Here is a 24459-nt window from a genome sequence, read left to right on the forward strand (position 1 = left end):
TCGGAAAGGGACGCACGTGAAGTCGATACGAGTGGCTGTGGCCGCCGCCGCGGTGGGCATCGCGCTGACCGCCTGCTCTTCCCCCATGCAGGCCGGCGCCGCGGCCGTGGTGGGCAAAGAGCGCATCTCGACGAGTCAGCTCAACAAGGAGACGGACGCCTACCGCGCCGCGCTGAAGAGGAACAATCTGGACGAGACGGCGCTCGGCGTGCCGGTCACCCAGTACGTGCTTCAGCGCCTGGCCGACGTGAGCGCCGCCAGGCAGTTGCTCGCGCGCAACAACGTGCAGGTGACCGACAAGGAGATCGACGCCAAGCTCCAGGACCCCGGCCAGTACCAGTCGGCCGACATCAACCTGCTGGCCCTGGGCGTCGCGCCCAGCTACGCCCGCGAGTACGCGCGCACGGCGGTCGGGATGGGCAAGCTGCAGCAGCAGGCCGGTCAGGGCGGGCTGGACAAGCTCCGCCAGGACTTCGCCCAGATCAAGACGATCTTCAACCCCCGGTTCGGCGTGGTGAACGTCAACCCGACGCAGGAGAACCCGTCGCTGTTCGTGGACGCCGGCAGGTTCGGCAAGGCCACCCCGCAGCAGGCTCAGCAGCCGCAGCAGGGCTGACCCGTGCCGCTGACCGTCGTCACCACCTCGCCCAGGGTCCCGCCGGGCCTGCTGAGCCACCAGGCGTGGCAGGTGCTGCGCTCGGGTCCGGTGCTGACCGGCTCCGCCGCGCATCCGCAGCTGCCCTACCTGGCCGAGGCGGGGGTGACGGTCGAGGTCGTGGAGCCCGACCCACGCGGGCTGGCCGCGCGGGCGGTCGGTGAGAGCGTCGTGTGGCTCGCGTCGGCCTCCGAGAAGGAGGGCGAGGAGTTCATGCGCGCGGTGGGGCACGCCGCGATCGCGCTGGAGGAGCCGCCGCTCATCGAGGTGGTGCCGGGCTCGTACGACCTGCCGGGGGCGCGGGTGCTCGACCTGGTCGCCGTGATGGACCGGCTGCGCACCGAGTGCCCGTGGGACCGCAGGCAGACGCACGAGACGCTGGTGCCGTACCTGCTCGAAGAGGCGTACGAAGTGCTGGAGACCATCGAGCAGGGCGACTACCCGGCGCTCCGCGAGGAGCTGGGCGACCTGCTGCTCCAGGTGGTCTTCCACGCGCGGGTGGCCGAGGGCTTCGACATGGACGACGTGGCGGCTGGGATCGTCGAGAAGCTGGTGCGCCGCCATCCGCATGTCTTCGGCTCGGTACGCGTGGAGAGCGCCGACCAGGTCAGCGACAACTGGGACGCGATCAAGGCGGCGGAACGGGCCGCCAAGGGCCGCGAGTCGGTGCTCGACGGCGTGCCGATGGGGCAGCCGGCGCTGTCGCTGGCCGCCCAGCTCCTGCGCCGGGCCGAGCGCGCGGGGGCGCCCGACGCGCTCGCGGCGGCGGTCGGGCAGGGGGTGGCCCGGGAGCTGTTCGACCTGGTCCGCCGGGCGGGCGAGGCCGGCCTCGACGCCGAGGCCGAGCTGCGGTCCGCCGCCCGCGCGTACCGCGACCGCGTGCACGCCTGGGAATCCGCCTGACGCGTCCGCGGGGCGGTGACCGTGCGGTCCCGCGTCGAGAGGTACCGATAGGCTCTGATGGCATATCGCCTTTCACTTAGGAGCGCATCCCGTGGCTACCATCGAGGTCGTATACGCCCGCGAGATCCTCGACTCCCGAGGCAACCCCACGGTCGAGGTCGAGGTCGTGCTCGACGACGGCAGCAACGGCCGCGCGGCCGTGCCGAGCGGGGCGTCCACCGGCCAGTTCGAGGCGGTCGAGCTGCGTGACGGCGGCAAGCGTTACGGCGGCAAGGGCGTGGAGAAGGCCGTCCTCGCCGTGACCGACGAGATCTTCGAGGAGATCAACGGCATCGAGGCCGAGGACCAGCGCATCATCGACCAGATCATGATCGACCTGGACCGCACGCCCAACAAGGCCAAGCTTGGCGCCAACGCCATCCTGGGCGTCTCGCTGGCCGTCGCGAAGGCCGCTGCCGACAGCGCCGACCTGCCGCTCTTCCGCTACGTCGGCGGCCCCAACGCCCACGTGCTGCCCGTGCCGATGATGAACATCCTCAACGGCGGCGCCCACGCCGACACCAACGTCGACATCCAGGAGTTCATGATCGCCCCGATCGGGGCGGAGACGTTCCGCGAGGCCGTGCGCGTGGGCACGGAGGTCTACCACGCGCTCAAGGGCGTGCTCAAGGAGAAGGGCTACGCAACGGGCCTGGGCGACGAGGGCGGCTTCGCGCCCAACCTGCCGTCCAACCGCGACGCGCTCGACCTGATCCTGGTCGCCATCGAGCGGGCCGGCTACGTGCCCGGTGAGGACGTGGCGCTGGCGCTCGACGTGGCCGCCTCCGAGTTCCACAAGGACGGCGTCTACACGATCGACGGCAAGGGCTTGTCGGCGCAGGAGCTGATCGAGTTCTACGCGGACCTGGTCGCCAACTACCCGCTCGTCTCCATCGAGGACCCGCTCGACGAGGAGGACTGGGCCGGCTGGAAGGCCATCACCGAGGCGCTCGGCGACAAGGTGCAGCTCGTGGGCGACGACCTGTTCGTCACCAACCCCGAGCGGCTGGAGCGCGGCATCAAGGAGGGCACCGCCAACGCCCTGCTGGTCAAGGTCAACCAGATCGGCACGCTGTCGGAGACCCTCGACGCCGTGGACCTGGCCCACCGCAACGGCTACAAGTGCATGATGAGCCACCGTTCCGGCGAGACCGAGGACACGACGATCGCCGACCTGGCGGTCGCGGTCAACTGCGGCCAGATCAAGACCGGCGCCCCGGCCCGTTCGGACCGGGTGGCGAAGTACAACCAGCTGCTGCGCATCGAGGAACTCCTCGACGACGCCGCCCGCTACGCGGGTCGCGCCGCTTTCCCGCGCTTCCGGCGCTAGTTTCGAATACGGCGCGCGCGAGGCGGCTCGATCCGAGCCGCCTCGCGAAGTGAGGGGGTGCAGCAATTGGCGAAGAGGCCGCAGCTGACCGGGCGGGCCGCCATCCTGGCCGTCGTGGTGTGCGCGATCGCGATGAGCCTGGCCTACCCTGTCCGCGAGTACATCAGCCTGCGCCGCAGCATCGCCGAGCATCGGGCGGAGAAGGCCAGGGTCGAGGCGGAGAAGCAGACCCTGCTGGCGCGCGACCGGCAGAGCGACGATCCCAACTGGATCAAGAAGACGGCCAAGGAACGGCTGCATTACTGCGGGCCCGGCGAGAAGTGCTACGTGGTGATGGACCAGCGGCAGATCAAGGAGCAGACGGCCGTGCAGCAGCCGCCGGCACTGCCGCCGTGGTACCAGACGCTCTGGGAGTCGGTGGAGGCCGCCGACAAGGGCACCGGCCGCCGGGCCGTGACAGGGAAGGAAAGTGTTGGACAGTCCTGAGCGCAGGAGCTCGGCCCGAGAGAGCGAGGGACGAGCCGGCGAGGGCCGAAGCGGGCGCGACCATGAGCGCGACGTCGAGGCGGTGCGACTGCAGCTCGGGCGCCCGCCCAGGGGGCTGCGCGCGGTGGCGCACCGCTGCCCGTGCGGCAACCCCGACGTGGTGGAGACCGCGCCGCGGCTGCCCGACGGCTCGCCCTTCCCGACTCTCTACTACCTGACCTGCCCCAAGGCGGCCTCGGCCATCGGCACGCTCGAAGGCTCGGGGCTGATGCGGGAGATGCAGGCCCGGCTGGCGACCGACCCCGAGCTGGCCGCCGCCTACCGCGCCGCGCACGACGACTACGTCGCCAGGCGCGACGAGGCCGCCAAGGAGGAGGGCTTGGAGCCGCTCCCGCGCGACATGCAGAGCACGGGCGGCATGCCGCTGCGGGTCAAGTGCCTGCACGCGCTCGTCGCGCACGAGCTGGCGGCGCCCGGTGCCAACCCGTTCGGCAGGGAGGCGCTCGACGCCCTCCCCGACTGGTGGAGTGACGGACCATGCGTGTAGCCGCCGTCGACTGCGGCACCAATTCCGTACGCCTGCTCGTCGCCGATGTGGGCGACGATCTCATCGACGACGTCGACCGGCGGATGGAGATCGTCCGCCTCGGCCAGGGCGTCGACAGGACCGGCAGGCTGGCTCCTGACGCGCTGGAGCGCACGTTCAAGGCCATGCGGGTCTACCGGGAGCTGATCGACCGGCACGGCGCCGTCAGGACCCGTGTCGTGGCCACCAGCGCGACGCGGGACGCGGCCAACAGGCAGGAGTTCGTGGACGGGGTCCGCGAGATCTTCGGCGTGGAGCCGGAGGTCGTGTCAGGGGCCGAGGAGGCGGAGCTCTCGTTCGTGGGGGCGACCAAGGGGCTGGTCCGGCTGTCGCCGGAGACCGAGATGCCGCAGGGGCCGCTGCCTCCGTACCTGGTGGTGGACATCGGCGGCGGGTCGACCGAGTTCGTGGTCGGCTCGGAGCACGCCGAGGCGGCACTGTCGGTGGACATCGGCTGCGTGCGCCTGACCGAGCGGCACCTGAAGGACGCCGGCGACCCGCCGTCCGCGCCCGCGCTGGAGGCCGTGGTGGCCGACATCGAGGCGGCGCTCGACCGGGTCGTGGCGGAGGTGCCCGTGCGGCGGGCCCGTACGCTCGTGGGCCTGGCGGGTTCGGTGACGACGGTCGCGGGCATGGCGCTCGATCTGCCCGCTTACGACTCGGCCAGAATTCATCACTCGCGGATTTCGGCCGGGCAGGTTCATGAGGTGACCCGGCGGCTGCTGGCGATGACCCATGGTGAGCGGGCCGGGGTTCCGGTCATGCACCCGGGAAGAGTGGACGTGATTGGCGCCGGCGCGCTAATTCTTGACCGGATCGTTCGCCGTTTCGCGTTTTCGCAGGTCGTGGTGAGCGAGCACGACATCCTCGACGGGATCGCCTGGTCTATCGCCCGATAGCTGAAGAAATCCGGACATTTCCGGTCTATGCATCGTGTTGAGCGTGCAATCAGTATTGTGCTTAGGTAAAGGGGCATTACGGGGGCTTTGCCATATTGCTGTGCACGGAAGGTGCCGGCGTGGCGACCGTTCCCGAGCGCGTCTCTTCCCTCAAAGGAATGGAGCACTCTCACATGATGTCTGTTGGGTTAGCACGTAAGGCGGCGGCGTTCGGTGCGTCCGCCGCGGTGCTGGCCGCCCTGGCCGCGGGCCTGGTCGCCAGCCCCGCCCAGGCGGCGACGGCCGCCACCGCCAAGGCCGCTCCCAAGGTCGCGGTGTCCGCGCCCTCGGTGTCGGCGGGCGACTACGAGGGAGCCTGCCCGGTCAAGGTCAACTTCGCGACCAAGATCAAGGTTTCCGTCAAGGGCAAGACGGAGCTGGCCTACCGCTGGCTCCACGGCGACGGGTCCAAGAGCAAGGTCAAGGTGATCAGGCTCTCGGGCAAGGGCACCAAGTCGGTGACGGTGAGGCAGTCCATCACCTTCAAGGAGGACGTCAAGGGCTGGGAGGCCGTTCAGGTCCTCGGTCCGAAGAAGGTCACCTCCAAGAAGAGCTACTTCTCCGTCTCCTGCCAGGAGCCCAAGGAGGTGCGTTCGCACCTCGACGTGTCGGTGTCGGCCCGCGCATGGGCCAGCCCCGACTCGTACGTCGGTTCCTGCACCCCCGGCGACAAGATCGGCTTCGTCGGCCTGATCGAGGCCAACCGCCCGACGTGGGTCCGTTACCGCTGGATCCTCAACGGTGAGGTGGCCGACTACGGCTCGGTCAAGGTCCGCGACACGCGCAAGGTCGGCTTCGGCATCTCCCCGCGTCACAGCCAGCGCGGCTGGGCGCAGCTGGAGATCCTGAGCCCCGAGGGCGTCTCCTCCAACCGGGCCTACTACAAGGTCTGGTGCAAGGACGAGGCTCCGGCCTCGCGGGTCTCCGCCGCCACCTCGGTGGCGACGACCACCGACTGCAAGGTCGGCGCGACCGGCACCATCAGCTCGACCGGCGCTGCCCGGGTCTCCTGGACCTGGTCGGTGAACGGCAAGCCGGTGTCCAGCGGCGTCAGCTTCTTCGACCGGGACGGCGGCACGAAGAGCGTCGACTCGCTCTCCAGCACGCTGACCGGCGCCGACGTCAAGGGCGGCACGGTCTCGCTGTCGATCTCGGGGCCGAACAACAGTGACGTCGTCACCAAGTCCTACGCCCCCTGCGCGGCTCCGGCCCCGGCCGAGCCCCCGGCGGCTTCCTGAACGCCTTCCGCGTCAGCAGGGCCGAGTGACTGACTGAGAGCCGGGTGGCACCCTCGGGCGCCGCCCGGCTTTCTTGTTGGCACTATTCCGCTTTGCACAGTAGTGTGCATTGCGTGGATAGCAGTCAGCTCCTCAAAGGTGTGCTCGACCTGGCCGTGCTCGCCGTGCTCAACGAGCGCGACGGCTACGGCTACGACGTCGTGCGCCGGCTGCGGGAGGCGGGCCTGGAGGAGGTGGGCGACGCGTCGGTCTACGGCACGCTGCGCCGCCTGTTCAAGGCCGGGGCGCTGACGTCCTACGTGGTGGCCTCGGACGAAGGGCCGCACCGTAAGTACTACGGGCTCAACGAGGTCGGCCGGAGCATGTACGCCACGTCGGCCAAGACCTGGACCTCGTTCTCGGCAACCATGGCATCCCTGCTCAAGGAGGGACAAGCATGACACCCGGAGAGTACGCACAGGCCGTACGGGATGTCCTGGCCGACCATCCCGAGCGGGAGGAGTTACTCGAAGACCTGGACGACCACCTGGCCGAGATCGCGGCGGAGTCGGAGCTGCCGCTGGAGGACCGGCTGGGCCCGCCCGAGGTCTACGCCGAGGAGCTGGCGGCCGCGTACGGAGACCGCCCGCGCAGCCGGGGGAAGCGCCACGCCGACCCGCGGGCATGGGCCCGGGGCGCGCACACGCGGCTGATGGGCCAGGGGCCGTACCGGAGCTTCGTGGGCTTCCTGCCGGAGCTGCGCCCCGGATGGTGGGTGCTGCGCGGCTATCTGCTGGCCATGCTGCTGCTGGCGATGACCGGCGAGGGCGGCCTCGTCCCGTCGAACCCGCCGGGCTGGGCCCTGGTCGCGGTGAGCGTCTGGGTCTCGGTCTGGATCGGCAGACGGCGCAGTGGGCGGCTGGCCGCGGGGCTTGTCGGGGCGCTCAACCTGGTCGCGGCGCTGGTGTTGTTCGCCGGGCTGGCGGAGGCCGGGTCGCGCGACTCCGATGGGGTGCGCGTCGTCATGGCGAACCAGCAGCCGCCGACGTACGTGGCCGAGGCGTCGTCCAACGACGACGTCTACAACATCAAGCCGTACGCCAAGGACGGCACCCCGCTGACCGACGTCTACCTCTACGACCAGGACGGCAGGCCGCTGACCACCGACCCCGAGAACTTCGGTTACACGGTCGACCGGTCGTGCGGCGAGCCCATACTCAACCGCTACCCGTTGCCGCTGATCCAGCAGGACGAGGTGGTCGAGCCGGGCGACGTCGCCACGGCGAAGTCCGCGTGCCCGACCCCCATGCCCAGTCCGAAGCCCGCCAGATGATCGGGCACCATCGGTGTCATGAGCTTCGTACCTCCTGGCACCGGCTGGCCCGAAGACCCGGCGACCGCTGACACCCCGGTCGCGCTCGACCCCGCGGACGTGCGCCGCCTCGCCGCCACCAGCGACACCCTCGCGGAGCTCACGGCCGGACAGTCCGTCTGCCGTGCCTGTCCCCGCCTGGTGGAGTGGCGTGAGCAGGTCGCCGAGGCGAAGCGGCGCGCGTTCGCGGACCAGACGTACTGGGGCCGTCCGGTCCCCGGCTGGGGCGCCGAGCGCCCGCGGATCCTGCTGGTCGGCCTGGCCCCGGCCGCCCACGGGGGCAACCGCACCGGGCGGATCTTCACCGGCGACCGCAGCGGCGACTGGCTGTTCGCCTCGCTGCACCGCACGGGCCTGGCCGCGCAGGAGACCAGCACGCACGCGGGGGACGGCCAGAGGCTCATCGACGCGCGGGTGGTGGCCTCGGTGCGCTGCGCGCCGCCCGCGAACAAGCCGCTGCCCTCGGAGAAGGCCGCCTGCTTCCCGTGGATGGCCAGGGAGGTGGCGCTGGTCGCCCCGTACGTGCGGGTGATCGTGGCGCTCGGCGGGTACGCCTGGCAGGCCGTGTGGCCGGCACTCAAGGAGGCCGGATACGAGCTGCCGCGCGCCAGGCCGGCGTTCGGGCACGGTGCCGAGGTGGAGGTGCGGCACGCCGGCGTCCCCGTCACGCTGATCGGCTGCTACCACCCCAGCCAGCAGAACACGTTCACCGGCCGCGTGACCGCCCAGATGCTGGACGATGTCTTCACCAGGGCCAGGTCACTGGCTGTGTGACGCGTTGCACCACCCCCGGGTTGGATTCGTCGAACGGGCTTGACGTAAGCTTGTGAATGCTTTCACAAGCACTCCACGAGGGATGGGGCCTCAGGATGAACAAGCACATCTTGATCGTCGGCGGCGGATACGTCGGCCTGTACACAGCGCTCCGGCTGCAGCGCAAACTCCAGCGTGAGCTGCGCGACGGCGAGGCACGCATCACGATCATCGACCCCCAGTCCTACATGACCTACCAGCCCTTCTTGCCTGAGGCGGCGGCGGGTAACCTCTCACCCCGGCACGTGGTGGCGCCGCTCCGGCGGATCCTGCCCAAGGTGCGCATCCTCAACGGCAGGGTCACCAAGGTCGACCACTCCGAGCGCACCGTCACGTTCCAGCCGCCCGAGGGCGCGCCGCGCCAGGTGGCCTACGACGTGATCGTGATGGCCGCCGGATCGATCTCGCGTACGCTGCCGATCCCCGGCCTCACCGACATCGGCATCGGCTTCAAGGCGGTGGGCGAGGCCATCGCGCTGCGCAACCGCGTGCTGCACCTGCTCGACGTGGCCGAGTCGACCGACGACCCGGAGGTGCGGCGCAAGGCGCTCACGTTCGTCGTGGTCGGCGCCGGGTTCGCGGGCGTCGAGGCGCTCGCCGAGCTGGAGGACATGGCCAAGCACTCGACGCGCTACTACCGCAACATCGAGCCGTCGGACATCCGCTGGGTGCTCGTGGAGGCCTCGAACCGGGTGCTGCCCGAGGTCGGCCCCGAGATGGGCAAGTGGACCCTGGAGCAGCTGCGCGAGCGGGGCATCGACGTCAAGCTGGAGACCCGGCTGGAGTCCTGCACCGGCGGGCGCGTGATCCTCTCGGACGGCTCGGAGTTCGACGCGGAGACCCTCGTGTGGACGGCGGGCGTCAAGCCCAGCCCCATCGTCAAGGACAGCGAGCTGCCGCTCGACGAGCGCGGCCGGATCAAGTGCACCGCCATGCTCACCGTGGCCGGCACGACCGACGCCTTCGCGGCCGGCGACGCCGCGGGGGTGCCCGACGTCACGAACCCCGGCCAGTACTGCGCCCCGAACGCCCAGCACGCCGTCCGCCAGGCCAAGGTGCTGGCCGACAACATCGTCCGTCACCTGCGTGGTCAGGAACTGGTCGAATACCGGCACAAGTATGTCGGATCGGTCGCCGGTTTGGGCCTTCACCAGGGTGTCGCCAATGTCTATGGCGTCAAGCTTCGCGGATTCCCTGCGTGGTTCATGCACCGGACCTACCATCTGTCGCGGGTGCCGACGCTGAACCGCAAGGTCCGTGTCGTCGTCGATTGGACCCTGGCCCTGTTCTTCAAGCGCGAGACGATCTCGCTGGGTGAGATGGAGCACCCGCGCGAGGACTTCAGGGCCGCGGTCGCGACGACCCGTCGCTAGCCCAGGAACGGCAGGCGCCCCGGCGAAGCTCGCCGGGGCGTTTTCGGCACCCCTGGTCGCAAGCGGAAGGGGTGCCACGGGTGGGGCTCTCAGCGGTGACCGTGCTCGGCGTCGACCGGCCCGGCGTGATCGCCGCGGTCACCGGTTCGCTCGCCGACTGCGGAGCGAACATCCAGGACTCGACGATGACGTTGCTCGGCGGCCACGTGGCGATGATGCTGCTGGTGTCGGGCGATCTGGACTCCGCCGAGTTGCTGAAGCGCCTGTGCGCGCCCGATCTCGTGGTGACCGCCTCCGCCATCGAGGCCCGGCGGCACTTCTGCGAGGAAGGGGGCGGCCTCGGTTACGTGCTGACCGTGCACGGGCCCGACCGGCCCGGGATCATCTCGGCCATCAGCGCCGTGCTGGCCGCTGACAGAGGCAACATCACCGGGATGAGCACCAGGCTCAGCGGCCGTCTCTACGTGCTGATCGCGGACGTCGAGCTGCCGAAGGAGGTGGACGTGGCGGCGCTCATGCGCAGGCTGGCGGCCGTCGGCGCCAGTCTCGACTCGGAGATCACCTTCCGCCCGGTCGAACCGGACCTGTTGTGAACGGGTGGGGCGGCGCTCCTCCCGGGGTGCCCGGCGGCCGTGACGTGCCCGGCGGACGGCCGGGGACCCCGCGCGAGGTCCTCGGCGCCCCGCACCCGCTCCTGTCCCTCGCCGCCGAGCCGGTGGACCCCACCGCCCCCGAGATCGTGGCCGCCGCGGCCGACCTCCTGGCCACCCTCCGCCGCGAGCCCTCCACGACCGGGCTGGCCGCCCCTCAGATCGGCCTGAGTTGGCGCCTGATCGCCTTTGACGCCGGACTCCATCCCCGGAGTCGTTCGTGGGCCGGAGAGCTCGTCCTGGCCAATCCACGCCTCGCCAGGGCCTCCCACTGGGACCCCTGGCGCGAGGGCTGCACGTCCATCACGGGACTCACGGCAGATGTCCTGCGCGCCACCCGTATCACCGTACGTGGGCATTTGCCAGGCACGGGGGAGCCCGTCACCATCGAGGCGGACGCCTTCGAAGCCCGCTGCATTCAGCACCAACTCGACCATCTGGACGGTCTACTCTTCTTGGACAGAGTGCCTGGAGCCCTCTCACTTCACCGCAGACTTCACAGTTGTGACGCCTGATGCGAAGTTGTGCTCCTCGGAACCATGGTCTGTTTCGTATGATTGCGGCGCCCCCGTAGCCCAATGGCAGAGGCAAACCCCTTAAAAGGGTTGACGTGCGGGTTCGAATCCCGCCGGGGGCACTTGCCGTCTTCATCGCCTTTAGGTCCCTGACCTGGAGGTTTACCGCGATCGTCGGACGGGCCGACTGCGGCCGATATCGAGCCGTTACGGAGTTGCCGTGTCCGTAGGCGCTCCGGCCCTGGTCGGAGGGGCCTGCGGGCGTTGACACCGGACCGGTTGAGTCCGACCGGGAGCGTCCGAGTAAGCTCAGGTGGGCGTCGTTTACTTTTCTCCTTCGCCATATTGACAACGCGCTGTCTTTCTGCCCTTCGGGCTTCTCGCGAACGTTTCTTTCTGTGAATGCCCGACTACGCAATTACTGCCGGTCTTTTCTTGTGGACACACAGTAAAAGGCGCTCGTGGAGTCGTGGGCGCGAGGGTCCCGGCGGGGCCTAGATGATCTTGAAGAGCGGGCCGGATGACCTTGGGAACTCTCGGCCGGTCACGTTCGTTGGGAAGCTGCCGAAGTCCCGAATGAACATCGATCTAACACGTCAGTTGACCAAGGTGCCGCCGCGCCCCGTAGGCTCGGCGTCACAGGAGGCAGCGATGGAGAGCAAGAACCCCGTTTTCAGCAGGTCGCGGCAGCAGTCCGCGGGCTGGGCCGGGCCGACCCCGTCCCCCGGCCAGCTGCAGAACATGTACGACGCGCCGTCGTACGCGCAACCCACCCGGCCCGCGTACCGCACCATGACGCTAGACGACGTCGTCGTGCGCGGGTTTCTCACCCTCGGGGCTCTCGTCGCGGCCGCAGCCGCGGCCTGGGTCCTCAACGTCCCGCCCATGGTCGCCATCGGCGCCGCCGTCGTCGCCCTGATCCTCGGGCTGATCGCCTCGTTCACGCAGAGCACCAACCCGGCGCTCATCCTGGGGTACGCCGTCTTCGAGGGCGTGTTCCTCGGCAAGATCAGCTCCGTTTTCGAGGGCATGATCAGCGGCATCGTGCTGCAGGCGGTGCTCGGCACGGCGTTCGCGTTCGGAGCGGTGCTGACCGTCTACTCGTTGCGGATCATCCGGGTCACACCCAAGCTCGTGAAGTTCGGCCTCGCGGCCGGCATCGCGGCGCTCGGGCTGCTGCTCGTCAACCTGATCCTCGGGATCTTCGTCGACGGCGGCCTCGGCCTGCGCACCGACAGCCCGATCGGCTGGGTGTTCAGCATCGTCATGATCCTGATCGGCTGCTTCTTCCTGCTGCTCGACTTCGACTCGATCGAGCAGGGCGTGCGGCAGGGGGCGCCGGAGAAGTTCGCCTGGCAGTGCGCGTTCGGTCTGACGCTGAGCCTGGTCTGGATCTACCTCGAGGTGCTCCGGTTCGTCAGCTATTTCACCAGTAGCGACTGATCGTTAACCTCTGCGTCACCACCGAGGGCCTCGCCGTTCAGGCGGGGCCCTCTCTGTGTGCGACCGAAAATCTACGTGCCGTCACAAAATGATGCCTGGCTAGGGGCTTGCCATTCGGACGCTGGTGTTGCAGTGTCGAGCAAAGGACCGTTATCCGCGGAGGTGCCCATGTCCTTGAACCACTCACCGGAGACGCAGACCAAGCTCATCGCCAGAGTCCCGACCATAACGGGACGCGAACTCCCCGAGTGGTTCCAAGCCATCGACAACGGCCCGGCTTTCCTGAGGTGCGACGAGCGGGCCAACTGGCTCGCCGACGAGCACGGGCTATCCCACGGCTACGCCGCCGCGATCGTGCACGAACACGAGCGGCACCGCCGTAACCGCATGGGCTTCATCTAAGCCCATCCATCCCCGCGCCCGTGCCCTAAGCGCGGGCGCGTCATCATGAAGGCATGGACCTCGACAAGGCACTCGCCTTCCTCCGCACCCACCATCGCGCCATCCTGCTCACCAGACATCGCGATGGGCGCCCGCAGATGTCCCCGGTGACCGTCGGCGTCTCGGGCAGCCAGATCGTCGTCAGCACCCGGGAGACGGCTGCCAAGGTCCGCAACGCCCGCCGCGACCCGCACGTCTCGGTGTGCGCCTTCACGGACGGCTTCTACGGCGAATGGATCCAGGTGGACGGCACGGCCGAGATCCAGTCGCTCCCGGAGGCCATGGAGGGCCTGGTCTCGTACTATCGCGACATCTCCGGCGAGCACCCGGACTGGGACGACTACCGCGCCGCCATGATCCGCGACCAGCGCGTCCTCCTCCGGATCACCCCGCACCGCGCCGGCCCCGACATCCACGGCTGACCGCCGCCCCGGATGGGGGGCGGCGGCGCTCATGGACTGAGGTCAGGGCGTGACCCTGGCGCAGCTGACCTGAGCCTCGATGGTCAACTGGGCCCCGGACCGGTTGAAGGCCTGCACGATATATGCCGATCCGTCAGGGGTCTGCATGCTCCGGGAAGTAAAGGTCCCGGCGCCAGGGTGGATATTGTAGCCTCCTTCTATCACCTTTTTTCCCGCAGGGCAGTCAACGCGGAGATCGCAGACATCGTTGGGCCCGCAGGTGTCAGTGGCTAGCGGAAGTACCTCGTATCCCGAGAAATCCCCGCCTGATGGTGGCGCGTTTGTCTGTGCGCTTTGCGTGCAGTTAATAGTCTGATTGTTGTTTGTCTGGTTGTTGTGGCCTTTGACGGAGTTGACGTTGCTCGCGGTGGGGAGGCACACCACCGCGGGCGACGCGTTCAGGTTCGGGAGCAGGTTCGAGAGCACGCTCGCGTTCGGGACGACGTCGTCGATGATGTCGATGTTCGGGCGAGGATCGGCGAGCGCCGGCGTGCCGAAGCCGCCGATGGCGACAGCGCTCGATGAGATGACCAGAGCTGCGGCGAATGTTCCCATCTTGTTCATATGGGTCTCCTGCTTGAGGGTGTCGTGTTAGGCAGGATAAAAACTAGCTCCTGGTGATCAACGGGCACATGATCGACACGCTGCCGAGGTCAATGGATGAACTCTTCACGGGAAATACAAATGCTTTGAAATCGCGTCACCCGGAATATGCGGCGGACTCGTAGCGCTCAAAAGTCCCGACGACTTCGGGGCCGCGTCCCTTTGAGGGGCGGCCCCGAAGCCGAGCGGTCAGCTGAGACGTTCGAGGATCATGGCCATGCCCTGGCCGCCACCCACGCACATGGTCTCGAGGCCGATGCTCTTGTCGTGGTGCTGCAGGCTGTTGATCAGCGTGGACGTGATGCGTGCCCCGGTCATCCCGAACGGGTGCCCCACCGCGATCGCCCCGCCGTTGACGTTGAGCCGGTCCAGCGGGATCCCCAGATCCCGATAGGAGGGGATCACCTGGGCGGCGAACGCCTCGTTGATCTCCACGAGGTCGATGTCCTCGATCGCCATCCCCGCCCGCGCGAGCGCCTGCTTCGAGGCCTCCACCGGCCCCAGCCCCATGATCTCCGGGGACAGCCCGGTGACCCCGGTCGAGACGATGCGGGCCAGCGGCGTGATCCCCAGTTCGGCGGCCTTCACGTCGCTCATCACGACGACGGCCGCGGCCCCGTCGTTCAGCGGGCAGCAGTTGCCGGCGGTGACCGTCCCGTCGGGCCGGAAGACCGGCTTGAGGGTGGAGACCTTCTCGTACGTCGTCCCCGCCCGCGGCCCGTCGTCCTTCTCCACCACCGTCCCGTCCGGCAGCGTCACCGGCGTGATGTCCTTCGCCCAGAACCCGTCGGCCAGCGCCTTCTCCGCCAGGTTCTGCGAGCGCACCCCGAACTCGTCCTGCTCCTGGCGGGTGACGCCCTTGAGCTGGGCGAGGTTCTCGGCGGTCTGCCCCATCGCGAGATAGATGTCGGGAACGTCGCCGTCCTCGCGCGGGTCGTGCCACACCTTGCCGCCCTCGGTGAAGGACTGGGTACGCGCCAGAGCCTCCAGGAAGACGGGGTTGTGCGTGTCGGGCAGCGAGTCGGAGTTCCCCTTCGTGAACCGGGACACGGTCTCCACCCCGGCCGACACGAACACGTCTCCCTCGCCCGCCTTGATCGCGTGGAAGGCCATCCGCGTGGTCTGCAGCGACGACGAGCAGTAGCGCGTCACGGTCGTGCCGGGCACGTTGTCCAGCCCGAGCATCACCGACACCACCCGGGCCATGTTGAAGCCCTGCTCGCCCCCGGGCAGCCCGCACCCCAGCATGATGTCGTCGATGGACGAGGGATCGAGCTGGGGCACCTTGGCCAGCGCCGCCTTGATCATCTGCACGGTCAGGTCGTCGGGGCGGATCTCCTGGAGCGAGCCCTTGAAGGCCCGGCCGATCGGGGAACGCGCGGTCGCGACGATGACTGCCTCGGGCATGGCCCCTCCTTTGTCGGGTGCTTCCGATAGAACTATATTCCGGTCCTATCCGTACATGCCCGGCGCGGTGGAGGTTTGGTCGTTGATGGCATGTATGGCGCCCTTCTCGTCGCGCCACAGCCGCCACCCGTCCTGGCTGCCCGTGAACCAGGCGGGCGGTACGACGGCGCCCTTGACCCGCTTGCCGGTGGCCAGGTCGTACTCGCAGACCGAGGCCGTCGAGTAGAAGCCCGGCGCCTGCCCGCGCAGCGCCAGCGGCTTGGGGTCGGTGACGCAGAAGGACCAGCCGTGCTGCTCCTCCACCGGCGCCGGCTTGCCCGAGACCAGGTCGAACGCCGTGCCCTTGGCGTCGTGCTTGAGGAAGCCCAGCTTGTCCATCCGGTCGGGGAAGGCCAGCCACCAGCCGGACCCGGGCACGTCGGCCGCGGGGATCTGCCCGACCACCCGGCCGCTCTCCGAGTCCAGCCGGGCGAAGCCGCCGTAGGCCCCCTGGCGGTCGACGGGGCGCACGACGGGGGCGTAGCCGGGGCTGCCGCTCGGATAGACGCGTACGACCGAGGGCCGCATCCAGTTGATCGTCCCGTTGCCGATCTTGACGGAGAAGAGGCCGAAGGTGGAGACCTTCTTCGTCTGGGGGTTCGTGTAGGGGGCGACGTAGCCGACCAGATTGTCACCGGTCGCGCCGAACGCCCACCCACCCGACAGGTCGATCCCGGGCCCGAGCGCCTGCTCGATGGGTTGCTGCCACTGGAGCTTGCCGCTCTTGAGCTCGTACGACTCGATCATGGGGTTGGCGGCCAGCCTGAGCAGCAGCACCCGGCTCGGGTCCGACCACTCCACCTCGGAGATCCCCGGCAGCTTCCACAGGGTCTTCCCGCTGGACGGGTCGAGCACCACCATGCGGGCCTTGGTCAGGGCGGTGTGCTCCGACACGCAGACGTAGGGCCCGCAGCGCTGCGGCCCGAACGTCGAGTGCACCGGCCTGCTCCACTTCTGCGCCCCCGAGCGCGCGTCGCGGGCGATGAGCGTGGCGTTCCAGTGGCCGCTCTTGGCCGGGTCGAGCGCGACGACTACGCCCTGGCCCGGCGACGTCTCGACGATCGCCGGGGTCGAGACGCCCATGCCGGGCAGGCGGCCGGCCATCGTGGCCGGGTAGGCCCACAGCCGCTTGCCGTCCCGCAGGCCGACGGCGACGGTCTCCAGCGTGCCGTCGGGCTTCATGGCGGTGGTGGCGACGACCCCGGCCGCCACCGCCATCCGGCTGACGGCGTTGACCTGGGTGTTCTGCCAGGTCGGGAAGCTCGGGGCGGTGGCCGCGTCGCTGCCGGAGCAGGCGGTCGCGGTGAGGACTCCGGCGAGGGTTCCGGCGAGCGCGATCGACGGTTTCCAGAGAGGCCGCTGCACGGGCAATCCACTCCAAAGGGGACGAGGAGTGGCGACGCGGGCGCGCAGAGTAACCGACGTCGGCTCGGCGAGCCTGGACGGGGGACGTCAGGCGTCGTCGAGCGTCTCGCCGAGCCGGGACGTCAGACGGCGGGTGTCGTTGAACGTCTCGCCGAGCCGCCGGCGGAACAACGTCGCCCACTTCCCGTGCAGGCCCGTCGCCCGTCCGTCGACCCGGGTCGCGGTGACCTCGGTGCCGGGCTCCTCCGCGGCCGTAGCCGCCGCAAGGTAGATCGGTTGCAGTGCTTCGCCGGGACGCGGCTCAGGCCACAGCCCCAACGCAGCGCACACTGACGGTAGCACCGTGTAAGCGGCCTGCGCGTAACCTCGGGCAGATGGATGGAAACGATCCGGTCCGAACATTTCTGTCGGATTTGTAGCGAACTCGGGGCCCAGGAGGTCGGCGAACGCCACCGTACGGCCGCCCGCGTCCACCACCGCCACCGTCTGCGCCGCCGCGAGCTGGCGGCTCCACCGCCGCGCCACCCAGCGCAGCGGCTGCCCGATCGGCCGCACCGTGCCGAGGTCGGGGCAGGTGCCCACGACCACCTCCACGCCCGCGTCCCGCAACCGCCGCACGGCCTTGGCCAGATGGCGTACGGCGGTCGCGGGCGCCGTCTGCGTGATGATGTCGTTGGCCCCCACGAAGATCACCGCGATGTCGGGCTCCATGGCCAGGGCCTTGTCGACCTGGTCGCCCAGCTCGGACGAGGGCGCGCCCGACTTGCCGGCGACGAGCAGTTGCACCGGCCGTTCGGCGACCGAGGCCAGACCGTACGCGAGCAGCGCGCCGGGGGTCTGGCCGGGGTCGGTCAGGCCGAGCCCGACCGACGTGGAGTCGCCGAGCATGGCGATCTTGAGCGGCTCGCCGGGATAGTCGCCGTACGTGCCGTCGGAAGCAGGCCCGTCCAGGCCGTGCGGCTGCCCGATGGCCCTGCGCGCGAGCAGCCCTTCGGCGATCAGGAGTCCGTACGCCGTCGCGCCGAGGGCCGTCAGCCCACCGCCTCCGAGCGCAGCGGCCGTGGCGATCTTGCGTGCCGCGCGCGCCATACCAGCTGGCCAGACCACCGTACGTGCCCTCCTAGTCGAACTCAGCGGTAGCGTTTGCTTGAAAACTAGCCGAGCGCCGGCCACCCCCACTGGATCTCGGCCACAGGCAAGCTGACCAAGCTTCTGTAAAGAAGGTGAACACCTCGGTGCGCGTTTACGATTCCCTGGTTGATCTCATGGGGAACACTCCGCTCGTCCGGCTGCACAAGGTCAACGCGGGGCTGTCCGCACAGGTGCTGGCCAAGGTCGAGTACTTCAACCCGGGCGGCTCGGTCAAGGACCGCATCGCCGTCCGCATGATCGAGGCCGCGGAGGCGTCCGGCGAGCTGCGTCCGGGAGGCGTGATCGTCGAGCCGACCTCCGGCAACACGGGGGTGGGCCTGGCGATCGTGGCCCAGCAGAAGGGGTACCGGTGCCTGTTCGTGGTGCCGGACAAGGTGGCCCAGGACAAGATCGCGGTCCTGCGGGCGTACGGGGCCGAGGTCGTGGTCTGCCCGACCGCCGTCTCGCCCGACCACCCCGACTCGTACTACTCGGTCTCCGACCGGCTGGCCCGCGAGGTGCCGAACGCCTGGAAGCCCGACCAGTACTCAAACGTCAACAATCCCGACTCCCACTACCACTCGACGGGTCCGGAGATCTGGGAGCAGACCGAGGGCCGGATCACCCACTTCGTCGCGGGCATCGGCACCGGCGGCACGATCAGCGGCACCGGCCGCTATCTCAAGGAGGTCTCCGGCGGCCGCGTGAAGATCATCGGGGCCGACCCCGAGGGCTCGGTCTACTCCGGCGGCACCGGCCGGCCGTACCTCGTGGAGGGGGTGGGCGAGGACATCTGGCCCGCCACGTACGACACCAAGATCTGCGACGAGATCATCGCGGTGTCCGACAAGGACTCGTTCAACATGACCCGCAGGCTGGCCCGCGAGGAGGGGCTGCTGGTCGGCGGCTCGTGCGGGATGGCGGTCGTGGCGGCGCTGCGGGTGGCGGCCACGGCCGCGCCCGACGACGTGATCGTCGTGCTGCTGCCCGACGGCGGGCGCGGCTACCTGTCCAAGATCTTCAACGACGACTGGATGGCCGACTACGGCTTCCTGACCACGGCCTCCGAGGAGGGGCTGGTCGCCGACGTGCTGGCGCGGAAGGGGGCGGGGCTGCCGGAGTTCGTGCACGCGCATCCGCACGAGTCGGTGGGCACGGCCATCTCGATCATGCGGGAATACTCGGTGTCCCAGCTCCCGGTGATGAAGGAGGAGCCGCCGGTCATGGCGGCCGAGGTGGTCGGCTCCATCGTCGAACGCGACCTCCTCGAAGCGCTCTATCACGGCAGGCTCTCCTCCGACGACCCGATCAGCGATCACATGTCCGCGCCGCTACCCATGATCGGCAGCGGTGAACCCGTGGCTCGTGCGGTCGAAGCGCTGGAGAAGGCTGATGCGGCCGTTGTGCTGGAGGACGGCAAGCCCTCGGGCATGATCACCCGCCAGGACCTGCTCGCCTTCCTCGCTAATCACTAGGGCTTTCTGATCGACTCGATCACGGTGCCGAGCCCCTCGTGGCCCCGGCCCTCGGCGTCGGCGCGCTCGAACAGCGCCTTGAGCGCGCCCGGCACCGTGGTCTCCAGCCCCGCGTCGGCCAGCGCCTCCACGGCGTGGCCGATGCCGACGGCCTGCATGTGCAGGGAGTTCAGCTCGCCCGGATACTTCCCGGCCGCGAACTCCTCGGCCAGGATCTTGGCGTACCCCATGGGGCCCTCACCGCCGAGCTGGGTGAACAGGTCCCGGGCGAACGGCAGGAACTCCCCGGGCGCGGTCCCCGCCGTGTTCAGCAGCGCCATCGCGTGCATGAAGCTGGTCAGGCTCGACCAGAAGATCAGGAGCTGGGCCTGGTAGTACATCATCGCCAGCGCCTGGTCCGCCCCGACGTACGTGATCTCGCTCAGCGCCTCCAACGTCCCGGCGTGCCGGTCCAGGGCCTCCTTGGGGCCGCTGTAGAAGGTGTAGGCGCCCGGCATCCCGATCCCCGGCGGCGGCACCATGATGCCCGCCGTGACGAGCGTGCCGCCGCGCTCCTCGACCCAGCGGGCCGCCGCGCGCAGCGCCTCCGGGGTGTCGGAGCTGAGGTTGACCACCACCTTGCCGTCCAGCCTGGCGTCGCCGAGGCTGTCGTACATCGCCTGGTAGCTGATCTGGCTGACCACCAGCAGGTCGCCGTCCGCCGCGCTCGCCGCCTGCCTGGCGCCCCTGGCGACCAGCGGCGCGGTCCTGCTCGCCGTACGGTTCCACACCGCCACCTCGTGCCCGGCGGCCAGGAACGTCTCTGCCATCTTCGAGCCCATCGGGCCCAGTCCCACAACTGTCACTCGACTCATGCCCGACACCCTCGGGCACGCCGCTACGGAAATCCTTCGGCCCCGCCACGGGTTGGGTAATGACGTGGTGCGATTCGGGGTGCTGGGGGCGCTGGAGGTCTGGGCCGAGGACGGCTCGCCCGTCCTGGTGGGCGAGCTCAAGGTACGCGCGCTCCTGGCCGATCTGCTGGCGCACGGGGGCGGGCCGGTCTCGGTGGACCGGCTGATCGACGACCTCTGGGGCCCCGCGGCCGGCCGCAACCCGGTCGGCACCCTCCAGGCCCGCGTCTCCCAGCTGCGCCGCTCCCTCGGTGACCCCGCTCTGGTCGTGCACGGGCCCGCCGGGTACCGGCTGGCCTCCCACGACTGCGACGCCCGGCGCTTCCGCTCCCTCGTGGAGCGCCGATCCCCTGATCCCCGCCTGCGCGCGGCCGAGCTGGAGCAGGCGCTGGCGCTGTGGCGCGGGCCCGCGTACGCCGACTTCGCCGGCGCCGAGTTCGCGCTCCCGGAGGCGGCGCGCCTGGAGGAGACCCGCCTGGCGGCGCTGGAGGAGCAGGCGGAGGTACGCCTCGACCTGGGCGAACCCGTCGACCTGGGCGACCTGGTGGCCCGCCACCCGCTGCGCGAACGGCTGGTCGCCGCCCACATGAAGGCGCTCTACCGGGGCGGGCGGCAGAGCGAGGCCCTGGCCGCCTACGGGGAGCTGCGCAGGCGGCTGGGAGAGGAGCTGGGGCTCGACCCCTCACCCGTCCTGGCGGACCTCCACCAGGCGATCCTCCGCCAGGACCCCGGCCTGACGCCCGCGGCGCCCGGCTCCACGCTCGCGCCCGCCACCAACCTGCCCGCGCCCCTCACCGACCTGATCGGCCGGGAGGCGGAGCTGGCCGAGGTCCATGCGCTGCTGGCCGCCTCGCGCCTGGTGACGCTCACCGGGCCCGGCGGCGTCGGCAAGACCCGGCTCGCCCTGGCCGCCGCCGCGGACGGAGGAGCGGGCTTCCCCGACGGGGTGTGGCTGACCGAGCTCGCGGGGGCGGCCGAGGTCGCCGCGGCGGTCGCCGCCGTGCTCGGCGTGCGGGACGACGACGCCGTCCCGCTCGCGTCCAGGCTGGCCGGGGCGCTGGCGGGCAAGCGCGTGCTGCTCGTCCTCGACAACTGCGAGCACCTGGTGGAGCAGGCGGCCGAGCTGGTCTCCGCCCTCCTGCGCGCCGTCCCGGGCCTGCGCGTGCTCGCCACGAGCCAGGAGCCGCTGGGCGTGACGGGCGAGCGCGTACGCGTGGTGCCGCCCCTGCCCGAACCCGAGGCCGTACGGCTCTTCACGACCAGGGCGAACGTCCGCCCGAGCGAGACCGTGACCACCATCTGCCGGCGGCTCGACGGCATCCCGCTGGCGCTCGAACTGGCCGCCACCCGCGTGCGCGCCCTCGGGGTGCGGGAGCTGGCCGACCGGCTGGACGACCGGTTCAGGCTGCTCAGCGCGGGCATGCGGGACGCGCCCGCGCGGCAGCGCACGCTCCGGGCGATGATCGACTGGAGCTGGGAGCTGCTGGCCGAGCCCGAGCGCGTCGTGCTGCGCCGGCTGGCCGTGCACGCCGACGGGTGCACGCTGGAGGCGGCCGAGGAGGTGTGCGCCGAGCCCGGCGTGGACGTGCTCGACGCCGTGGCCAGGCTGGTGGACCGGTCGCTGGTGGTGCGGGTGGCGGGGCCGCGTTACCGGCTGCTGGAGTCCGTGACGGCGTACTGCGTGGAGCGGCTGCGGGAGGCGGGCGAGTACGACGCGATCAGGGAGCGCCACGCCCGCCACTACACCGCCCTGGCGGAACGGGCGGACCTCAAGGGGCCCGGCCAGCGGGAATGGCTCGCCCGGCTCGACGCCGAGAGCGCCAACCTCCGGCTCGCCCTCGCGGGGCCGGAGCCGCTGCGCCTGGTCAACGCCCTGGCCTGGTACTGGTTCCTGCGCGGCCGCCTGCGCGAGGCCCGCCGCTCCCTGTCGGCGGCCCTGTCCGCGGGACCGTCCGCGGTCCTGGGGACGCCCGCCTCCGGAGCGGAGGTGGCGCGGGCGTCGGCCTGGCTGGCCGGGATCGAGTCGCTGATCGGCGAGCCCGGCTCGCCGATCCGGCGGGCCGAGCTCGACCCGGCGGGCGCGGCGCTGGCCGACTGGTTCCCGAGCCATGCCGGGTGGGCCTACGGCGACCGGCGGGCGCACGAGGCGGCGGCGGAGCGAGCGCTGGCGGCCTACCGGGAGCTGGGCGATCGGTGGGGTGAGGCGGCGGCGCTCTGCCTGCGCGGGAAGCTCGCCGTCGGCCGGGGCGACCTGGCGGCCATGGAACGGGACGGCGAGCGGGGCCTGGCGGTCTTCAGGGAGCTCGGGGACGGGTGGGGGCAGATCGAGGCCATGGACGTGCTCGACCGGGCGGCGGAGATCCGCGGCGACTACGCCAGGGCCGCCCGGCTGCGGGAGGAAGGGCTGCGGCTGGCGGAGGAGCTGGGGTTCGAGGTGTCGTTCAAGGTGGCTTCCCTGGGCCGGATCGCGATGTTGTCCGGTGACTACGAGCGGGCCGACGATTACCACGAGCGCGCCAGGCGGCTGGCGGTCGAGCAGTCGTACAAGTCCGCGGAGGAGCACGCCGTGCTCGGCCTGGCCCTGAGCGCCCGGCGGCAGGGCAGGTACGAGGAGGCGGAGTCGTACCTGCTGCCCGTGCTCGACTGGCTGCGGCGGGTGCGGGGGACGCCCGGGATCGCGTTCATCATGGCGGAGCTGGGCTTCGCGGCCGAGCAGCGCGGAGCCGCGACGCTCGCGCTGGCCAGGCATCGCGAGGGGTACGAGGCCGCGCGCGCGACCGGCGATCCCCGGGCGGTCGCGCTGGCGCTGGAGGGCCTGGCCGGAGCCCTGTCGATCGGTCAGGATCGCCGGCCGGCGTCGATCGGTCAGGATCGCGAGCCTGAGTCGATCGGTCAGGATCGCGGGCCGGTGGAGGCGGCCAGGCTGCTCGGGGTGGCCACGGCCATGCGGCGGGCGGTGGGGGCGCCCCTGCCGGCGGGCGAGCGGCCGGACGTGGAGCGGATCAGCCGCAGGCTGCGTGCCGCGCTGGGCGGCGAGGCGTTCGAGCGGGCCCTAAACGAGGGGGAACTCGGCGACCACTTCCCAGCCGCCCTCGCGGGACGGGCCCGCGTAGAGCCTGCCGCCCAGGGCCTCCACCCGCTCGGCCATCCCGACCAGCCCGAACCCGCCGCCGAGGCGCGACACCTTCGGATCTGACCCCGACCCGAAGTTCCGCACCCGCAGCACCACCGCCCTCTCGAAGCGCCGCAGCCCGGCCTCGACCCAGGCGGTGTGCGAGGCGTGCTTGCGGATGTTGGTCAGCGCCTCCTGGAGCACCCGGTGCAGGGTGGTCATGACCTCGGGCGGCAGGGTGCGATCGTCCAGCCCCTGCCCGATCTCGAAGGCCACCTTCGGCCCGTCGGCGGAGAACCGCTCGGTCAGCAGCCGCAGGTCGGCCAGCGTGGTGCCGGGTTTGCGGCTCCCGTCCTCCTCGGCGCGCAGCACCGTGACCATGCGCCGCATCGAGGTCAGGGCCTCCGACCCGGCCGTGGCGATGGCGTCGAGCGCGGGCGCCACCGCCTCCGGCTTGGTCTCGGCGACCGTACGCGCGGCCTGGGCCTGGACCACGATGCCCGTGATGTAGTGGGCGACCAGGTCGTGCAGCTCTCTGGCCAGTTCGAGGCGTTCGGCCCGCCGTACCGAATGGACGGCCTCTGTGCGGCGTTCCTGCTGGAAGCGGAGGTAGCCGCCGACCCCGGCCGCCGTCGACCACCCCGCGAACAGCAGGAACGAGAACGCCAGCCCCGAGTTGTCGTACTCGCGCCCGATGGCCTCGGCCAGCAGCACGATCAGGCCCACGCACGCGAGCACCGCCGCCCGCCGCACCGGCTCCACGTGCCGCAGCACGCCGATGATCAGGATGAGCAGCGATCCCGTCTCCGCCATGCCGGGCACGCCCACCATCTCGGTGCCGCCGATGACGATCGACGTGCCGAACGACAGGGCCAGCATGATGCTGAACCCCTCGATCCGGTATCGGCGCCGCAGCAGCACGGCCGCGATGCCGGCCGCGCCGCAGAAGGGCACGATCCACTGCACGCCTCCGGTGACGCCGGCCAGCACGAGGTCGAGCAGCAGCATCGTGCCCAGCCAGCCGATCATCGCGATCTCGCTCAGCCGGCGGATCCAGTACACGATGCGCTTGCTCTCCACCACGGCCTTGAGCCTAGGCCGGAAGTCGGACATCTCGTATCAACCGTTCGGCCGAGACGGGTCGCCGGAGACCAGTCCTTCAGCGGAGGCGGAGGCCATGGGGTGTCGCCGATGCTGGATACGTCGGAAGGG

General features: G+C 70.4%; 23 protein-coding genes, 1 tRNA gene and 1 pseudogene. 19 read left to right on the forward strand and 6 right to left on the reverse strand.

What is annotated here, in order from left to right:
* The first annotated feature begins 16 nt into the window (after positions 1-16).
* The 17 genes from ACIBQ1_RS10760 (at position 17) to ACIBQ1_RS10840 (ending at position 13183) form a co-directional block, all read left to right on the forward strand.
* Positions 17-616, forward strand: coding sequence for a SurA N-terminal domain-containing protein (locus ACIBQ1_RS10760; protein WP_397276341.1), 600 nt, complete (start codon positions 17-19; stop codon positions 614-616).
* Positions 617-619: 3 nt separating this feature from the next.
* Entirely contained in the window at positions 620-1558 is a 939-nt protein-coding gene (locus tag ACIBQ1_RS10765) for a MazG family protein (RefSeq protein ID WP_397276343.1), read from the forward strand.
* Positions 1559-1649: 91 nt separating this feature from the next.
* A complete protein-coding gene (eno, locus tag ACIBQ1_RS10770) occupies positions 1650-2927 on the forward strand; it encodes a phosphopyruvate hydratase (RefSeq protein WP_355369395.1) in 1278 nt (425 codons plus the stop codon).
* A gap of 57 nt (positions 2928-2984) precedes the next feature.
* Positions 2985-3413: a septum formation initiator family protein gene (locus ACIBQ1_RS10775; RefSeq protein WP_397276344.1), complete on the forward strand. Its 429-nt coding sequence runs from the start codon at positions 2985-2987 to the stop codon at positions 3411-3413.
* An 82-nt stretch (positions 3414-3495) separates the two neighbouring features.
* A complete protein-coding gene (locus tag ACIBQ1_RS10780) occupies positions 3496-3960 on the forward strand; it encodes a DUF501 domain-containing protein (RefSeq protein ID WP_397276753.1) in 465 nt (154 codons plus the stop codon).
* A complete protein-coding gene (locus tag ACIBQ1_RS10785; RefSeq protein ID WP_397276346.1) occupies positions 3951-4898 on the forward strand; it encodes an exopolyphosphatase in 948 nt (315 codons plus the stop codon). Before ACIBQ1_RS10780 ends, ACIBQ1_RS10785 begins: the two co-directional genes overlap by 10 nt.
* A 173-nt stretch (positions 4899-5071) precedes the next feature.
* Entirely contained in the window at positions 5072-6175 is a 1104-nt protein-coding gene (locus ACIBQ1_RS10790; RefSeq protein WP_397276348.1) for a hypothetical protein, read from the forward strand.
* Between the two features lie 113 nt (positions 6176-6288).
* The gene (locus ACIBQ1_RS10795; protein ID WP_355197401.1) at positions 6289-6615 is read left to right on the forward strand and encodes a PadR family transcriptional regulator; all 327 of its coding nucleotides are present in this window, start codon (positions 6289-6291) and stop codon (positions 6613-6615) included.
* Positions 6612-7487, forward strand: a complete 876-nt coding sequence (locus tag ACIBQ1_RS10800; protein ID WP_397276350.1) for a hypothetical protein — start codon at positions 6612-6614, stop codon at positions 7485-7487. Before ACIBQ1_RS10795 ends, ACIBQ1_RS10800 begins: the two co-directional genes overlap by 4 nt.
* Positions 7488-7505: 18 nt before the next feature.
* Entirely contained in the window at positions 7506-8300 is a 795-nt protein-coding gene (locus ACIBQ1_RS10805; protein ID WP_397276352.1) for a uracil-DNA glycosylase, read from the forward strand.
* Between the two features lie 95 nt (positions 8301-8395).
* Positions 8396-9712, forward strand: a complete 1317-nt coding sequence (locus ACIBQ1_RS10810) for an NAD(P)/FAD-dependent oxidoreductase (protein WP_397276353.1) — start codon at positions 8396-8398, stop codon at positions 9710-9712.
* Positions 9713-9792: 80 nt separating this feature from the next.
* Positions 9793-10305: a glycine cleavage system protein R gene (locus ACIBQ1_RS10815; RefSeq protein WP_397276354.1), complete on the forward strand. Its 513-nt coding sequence runs from the start codon at positions 9793-9795 to the stop codon at positions 10303-10305.
* A gap of 26 nt (positions 10306-10331) precedes the next feature.
* A complete protein-coding gene (locus ACIBQ1_RS10820; RefSeq protein WP_397276356.1) occupies positions 10332-10877 on the forward strand; it encodes a peptide deformylase in 546 nt (181 codons plus the stop codon).
* A 49-nt stretch (positions 10878-10926) separates the two neighbouring features.
* Positions 10927-10999 (forward strand) — tRNA-Leu (locus ACIBQ1_RS10825).
* Between the two features lie 529 nt (positions 11000-11528).
* Positions 11529-12320 carry a Bax inhibitor-1/YccA family protein gene (locus ACIBQ1_RS10830; protein WP_397276358.1) on the forward strand — a complete coding sequence of 264 codons (792 nt, stop codon included), beginning with the start codon at positions 11529-11531 and terminating at the stop codon, positions 12318-12320.
* Between the two features lie 168 nt (positions 12321-12488).
* Positions 12489-12722: a DUF4287 domain-containing protein gene (locus ACIBQ1_RS10835; RefSeq protein WP_349448394.1), complete on the forward strand. Its 234-nt coding sequence runs from the start codon at positions 12489-12491 to the stop codon at positions 12720-12722.
* Between the two features lie 53 nt (positions 12723-12775).
* Complete coding sequence (locus tag ACIBQ1_RS10840; RefSeq protein WP_397276359.1) at positions 12776-13183, forward strand: PPOX class F420-dependent oxidoreductase; 408 nt, start codon at positions 12776-12778, stop codon at positions 13181-13183.
* Positions 13184-13225: 42 nt separating this feature from the next.
* Here the strand turns inward: ACIBQ1_RS10840 and ACIBQ1_RS10845 are convergent, their stop codons facing one another.
* The 4 genes from ACIBQ1_RS10845 to ACIBQ1_RS10860 all read right to left on the reverse strand — a co-directional run bounded on the left by ACIBQ1_RS10845 (position 13226) and on the right by ACIBQ1_RS10860 (position 17725).
* Positions 13226-13786 carry a hypothetical protein gene (locus tag ACIBQ1_RS10845; RefSeq protein WP_397276360.1) on the reverse strand — a complete coding sequence of 187 codons (561 nt, stop codon included), beginning with the start codon at positions 13784-13786 and terminating at the stop codon, positions 13226-13228.
* Between the two features lie 228 nt (positions 13787-14014).
* Positions 14015-15232: an acetyl-CoA C-acetyltransferase gene (locus ACIBQ1_RS10850; protein ID WP_397276361.1), complete on the reverse strand. Its 1218-nt coding sequence runs from the start codon at positions 15230-15232 to the stop codon at positions 14015-14017.
* Between the two features lie 45 nt (positions 15233-15277).
* On the reverse strand, positions 15278-16636 hold the full coding sequence (locus ACIBQ1_RS10855; RefSeq protein ID WP_397276362.1) for a PQQ-binding-like beta-propeller repeat protein: 1359 nt from the start codon (positions 16634-16636) through the stop codon (positions 15278-15280).
* A gap of 87 nt (positions 16637-16723) precedes the next feature.
* Positions 16724-17725: an SGNH/GDSL hydrolase family protein gene (locus tag ACIBQ1_RS10860; RefSeq protein WP_397276363.1), complete on the reverse strand. Its 1002-nt coding sequence runs from the start codon at positions 17723-17725 to the stop codon at positions 16724-16726.
* A gap of 146 nt (positions 17726-17871) precedes the next feature.
* On the opposite strand from ACIBQ1_RS10860, the gene ACIBQ1_RS10865 reads away from it, so the two are divergent.
* Positions 17872-19242 carry a cystathionine beta-synthase gene (locus tag ACIBQ1_RS10865; protein ID WP_397276364.1) on the forward strand — a complete coding sequence of 457 codons (1371 nt, stop codon included), beginning with the start codon at positions 17872-17874 and terminating at the stop codon, positions 19240-19242.
* Here ACIBQ1_RS10865 and ACIBQ1_RS10870 read toward each other — a convergent pair.
* Entirely contained in the window at positions 19239-20096 is an 858-nt protein-coding gene (locus ACIBQ1_RS10870; protein WP_397276365.1) for an NAD(P)-dependent oxidoreductase, read from the reverse strand. The genes ACIBQ1_RS10865 and ACIBQ1_RS10870 overlap by 4 nt on opposite strands.
* 64 nt (positions 20097-20160) lie before the next feature.
* Here ACIBQ1_RS10870 and ACIBQ1_RS10875 point away from each other — a divergent pair, with 64 nt between their 5' ends.
* A complete protein-coding gene (locus ACIBQ1_RS10875; protein ID WP_397276367.1) occupies positions 20161-23331 on the forward strand; it encodes a BTAD domain-containing putative transcriptional regulator in 3171 nt (1056 codons plus the stop codon).
* On the opposite strand, the pseudogene ACIBQ1_RS10880 reads toward ACIBQ1_RS10875, so the two are convergent.
* Positions 23254-24360, reverse strand: a pseudogene (locus tag ACIBQ1_RS10880) (sensor histidine kinase); the annotation flags it as partial. The gene ACIBQ1_RS10875 and the pseudogene ACIBQ1_RS10880 overlap by 78 nt on opposite strands.
* Between the last annotated feature and the right edge of the window lie 99 nt (positions 24361-24459).

This window comes from Nonomuraea sp. NPDC050153 (assembly GCF_044460125.1).
Taxonomy (GTDB): domain Bacteria; phylum Actinomycetota; class Actinomycetes; order Streptosporangiales; family Streptosporangiaceae; genus Nonomuraea.

What these genes read in the sequence shown, in the direction of transcription:
- ACIBQ1_RS10785 (WP_397276346.1), top strand. Translation starts at nt 3,951, where the DNA reads ATGCGTGTAGCCGCCGTCGACTGCGGCACCAATTCCGTACGCCTGCTC.
- ACIBQ1_RS10790 (WP_397276348.1), top strand. Translation starts at nt 5,072, where the DNA reads ATGATGTCTGTTGGGTTAGCACGTAAGGCGGCGGCGTTCGGTGCGTCC.
- ACIBQ1_RS10800 (WP_397276350.1), top strand. Translation starts at nt 6,612, where the DNA reads ATGACACCCGGAGAGTACGCACAGGCCGTACGGGATGTCCTGGCCGAC.
- ACIBQ1_RS10805 (WP_397276352.1), top strand. Translation starts at nt 7,506, where the DNA reads ATGAGCTTCGTACCTCCTGGCACCGGCTGGCCCGAAGACCCGGCGACC.
- ACIBQ1_RS10810 (WP_397276353.1), top strand. Translation starts at nt 8,396, where the DNA reads ATGAACAAGCACATCTTGATCGTCGGCGGCGGATACGTCGGCCTGTAC.
- ACIBQ1_RS10830 (WP_397276358.1), top strand. Translation starts at nt 11,529, where the DNA reads ATGGAGAGCAAGAACCCCGTTTTCAGCAGGTCGCGGCAGCAGTCCGCG.
- ACIBQ1_RS10835 (WP_349448394.1), top strand. Translation starts at nt 12,489, where the DNA reads ATGTCCTTGAACCACTCACCGGAGACGCAGACCAAGCTCATCGCCAGA.
- ACIBQ1_RS10840 (WP_397276359.1), top strand. Translation starts at nt 12,776, where the DNA reads ATGGACCTCGACAAGGCACTCGCCTTCCTCCGCACCCACCATCGCGCC.
- ACIBQ1_RS10845 (WP_397276360.1), bottom strand. Translation starts at nt 13,786, where the DNA reads ATGAACAAGATGGGAACATTCGCCGCAGCTCTGGTCATCTCATCGAGC.
- ACIBQ1_RS10850 (WP_397276361.1), bottom strand. Translation starts at nt 15,232, where the DNA reads ATGCCCGAGGCAGTCATCGTCGCGACCGCGCGTTCCCCGATCGGCCGG.
- ACIBQ1_RS10860 (WP_397276363.1), bottom strand. Translation starts at nt 17,725, where the DNA reads ATGGCGCGCGCGGCACGCAAGATCGCCACGGCCGCTGCGCTCGGAGGC.
- ACIBQ1_RS10870 (WP_397276365.1), bottom strand. Translation starts at nt 20,096, where the DNA reads ATGAGTCGAGTGACAGTTGTGGGACTGGGCCCGATGGGCTCGAAGATG.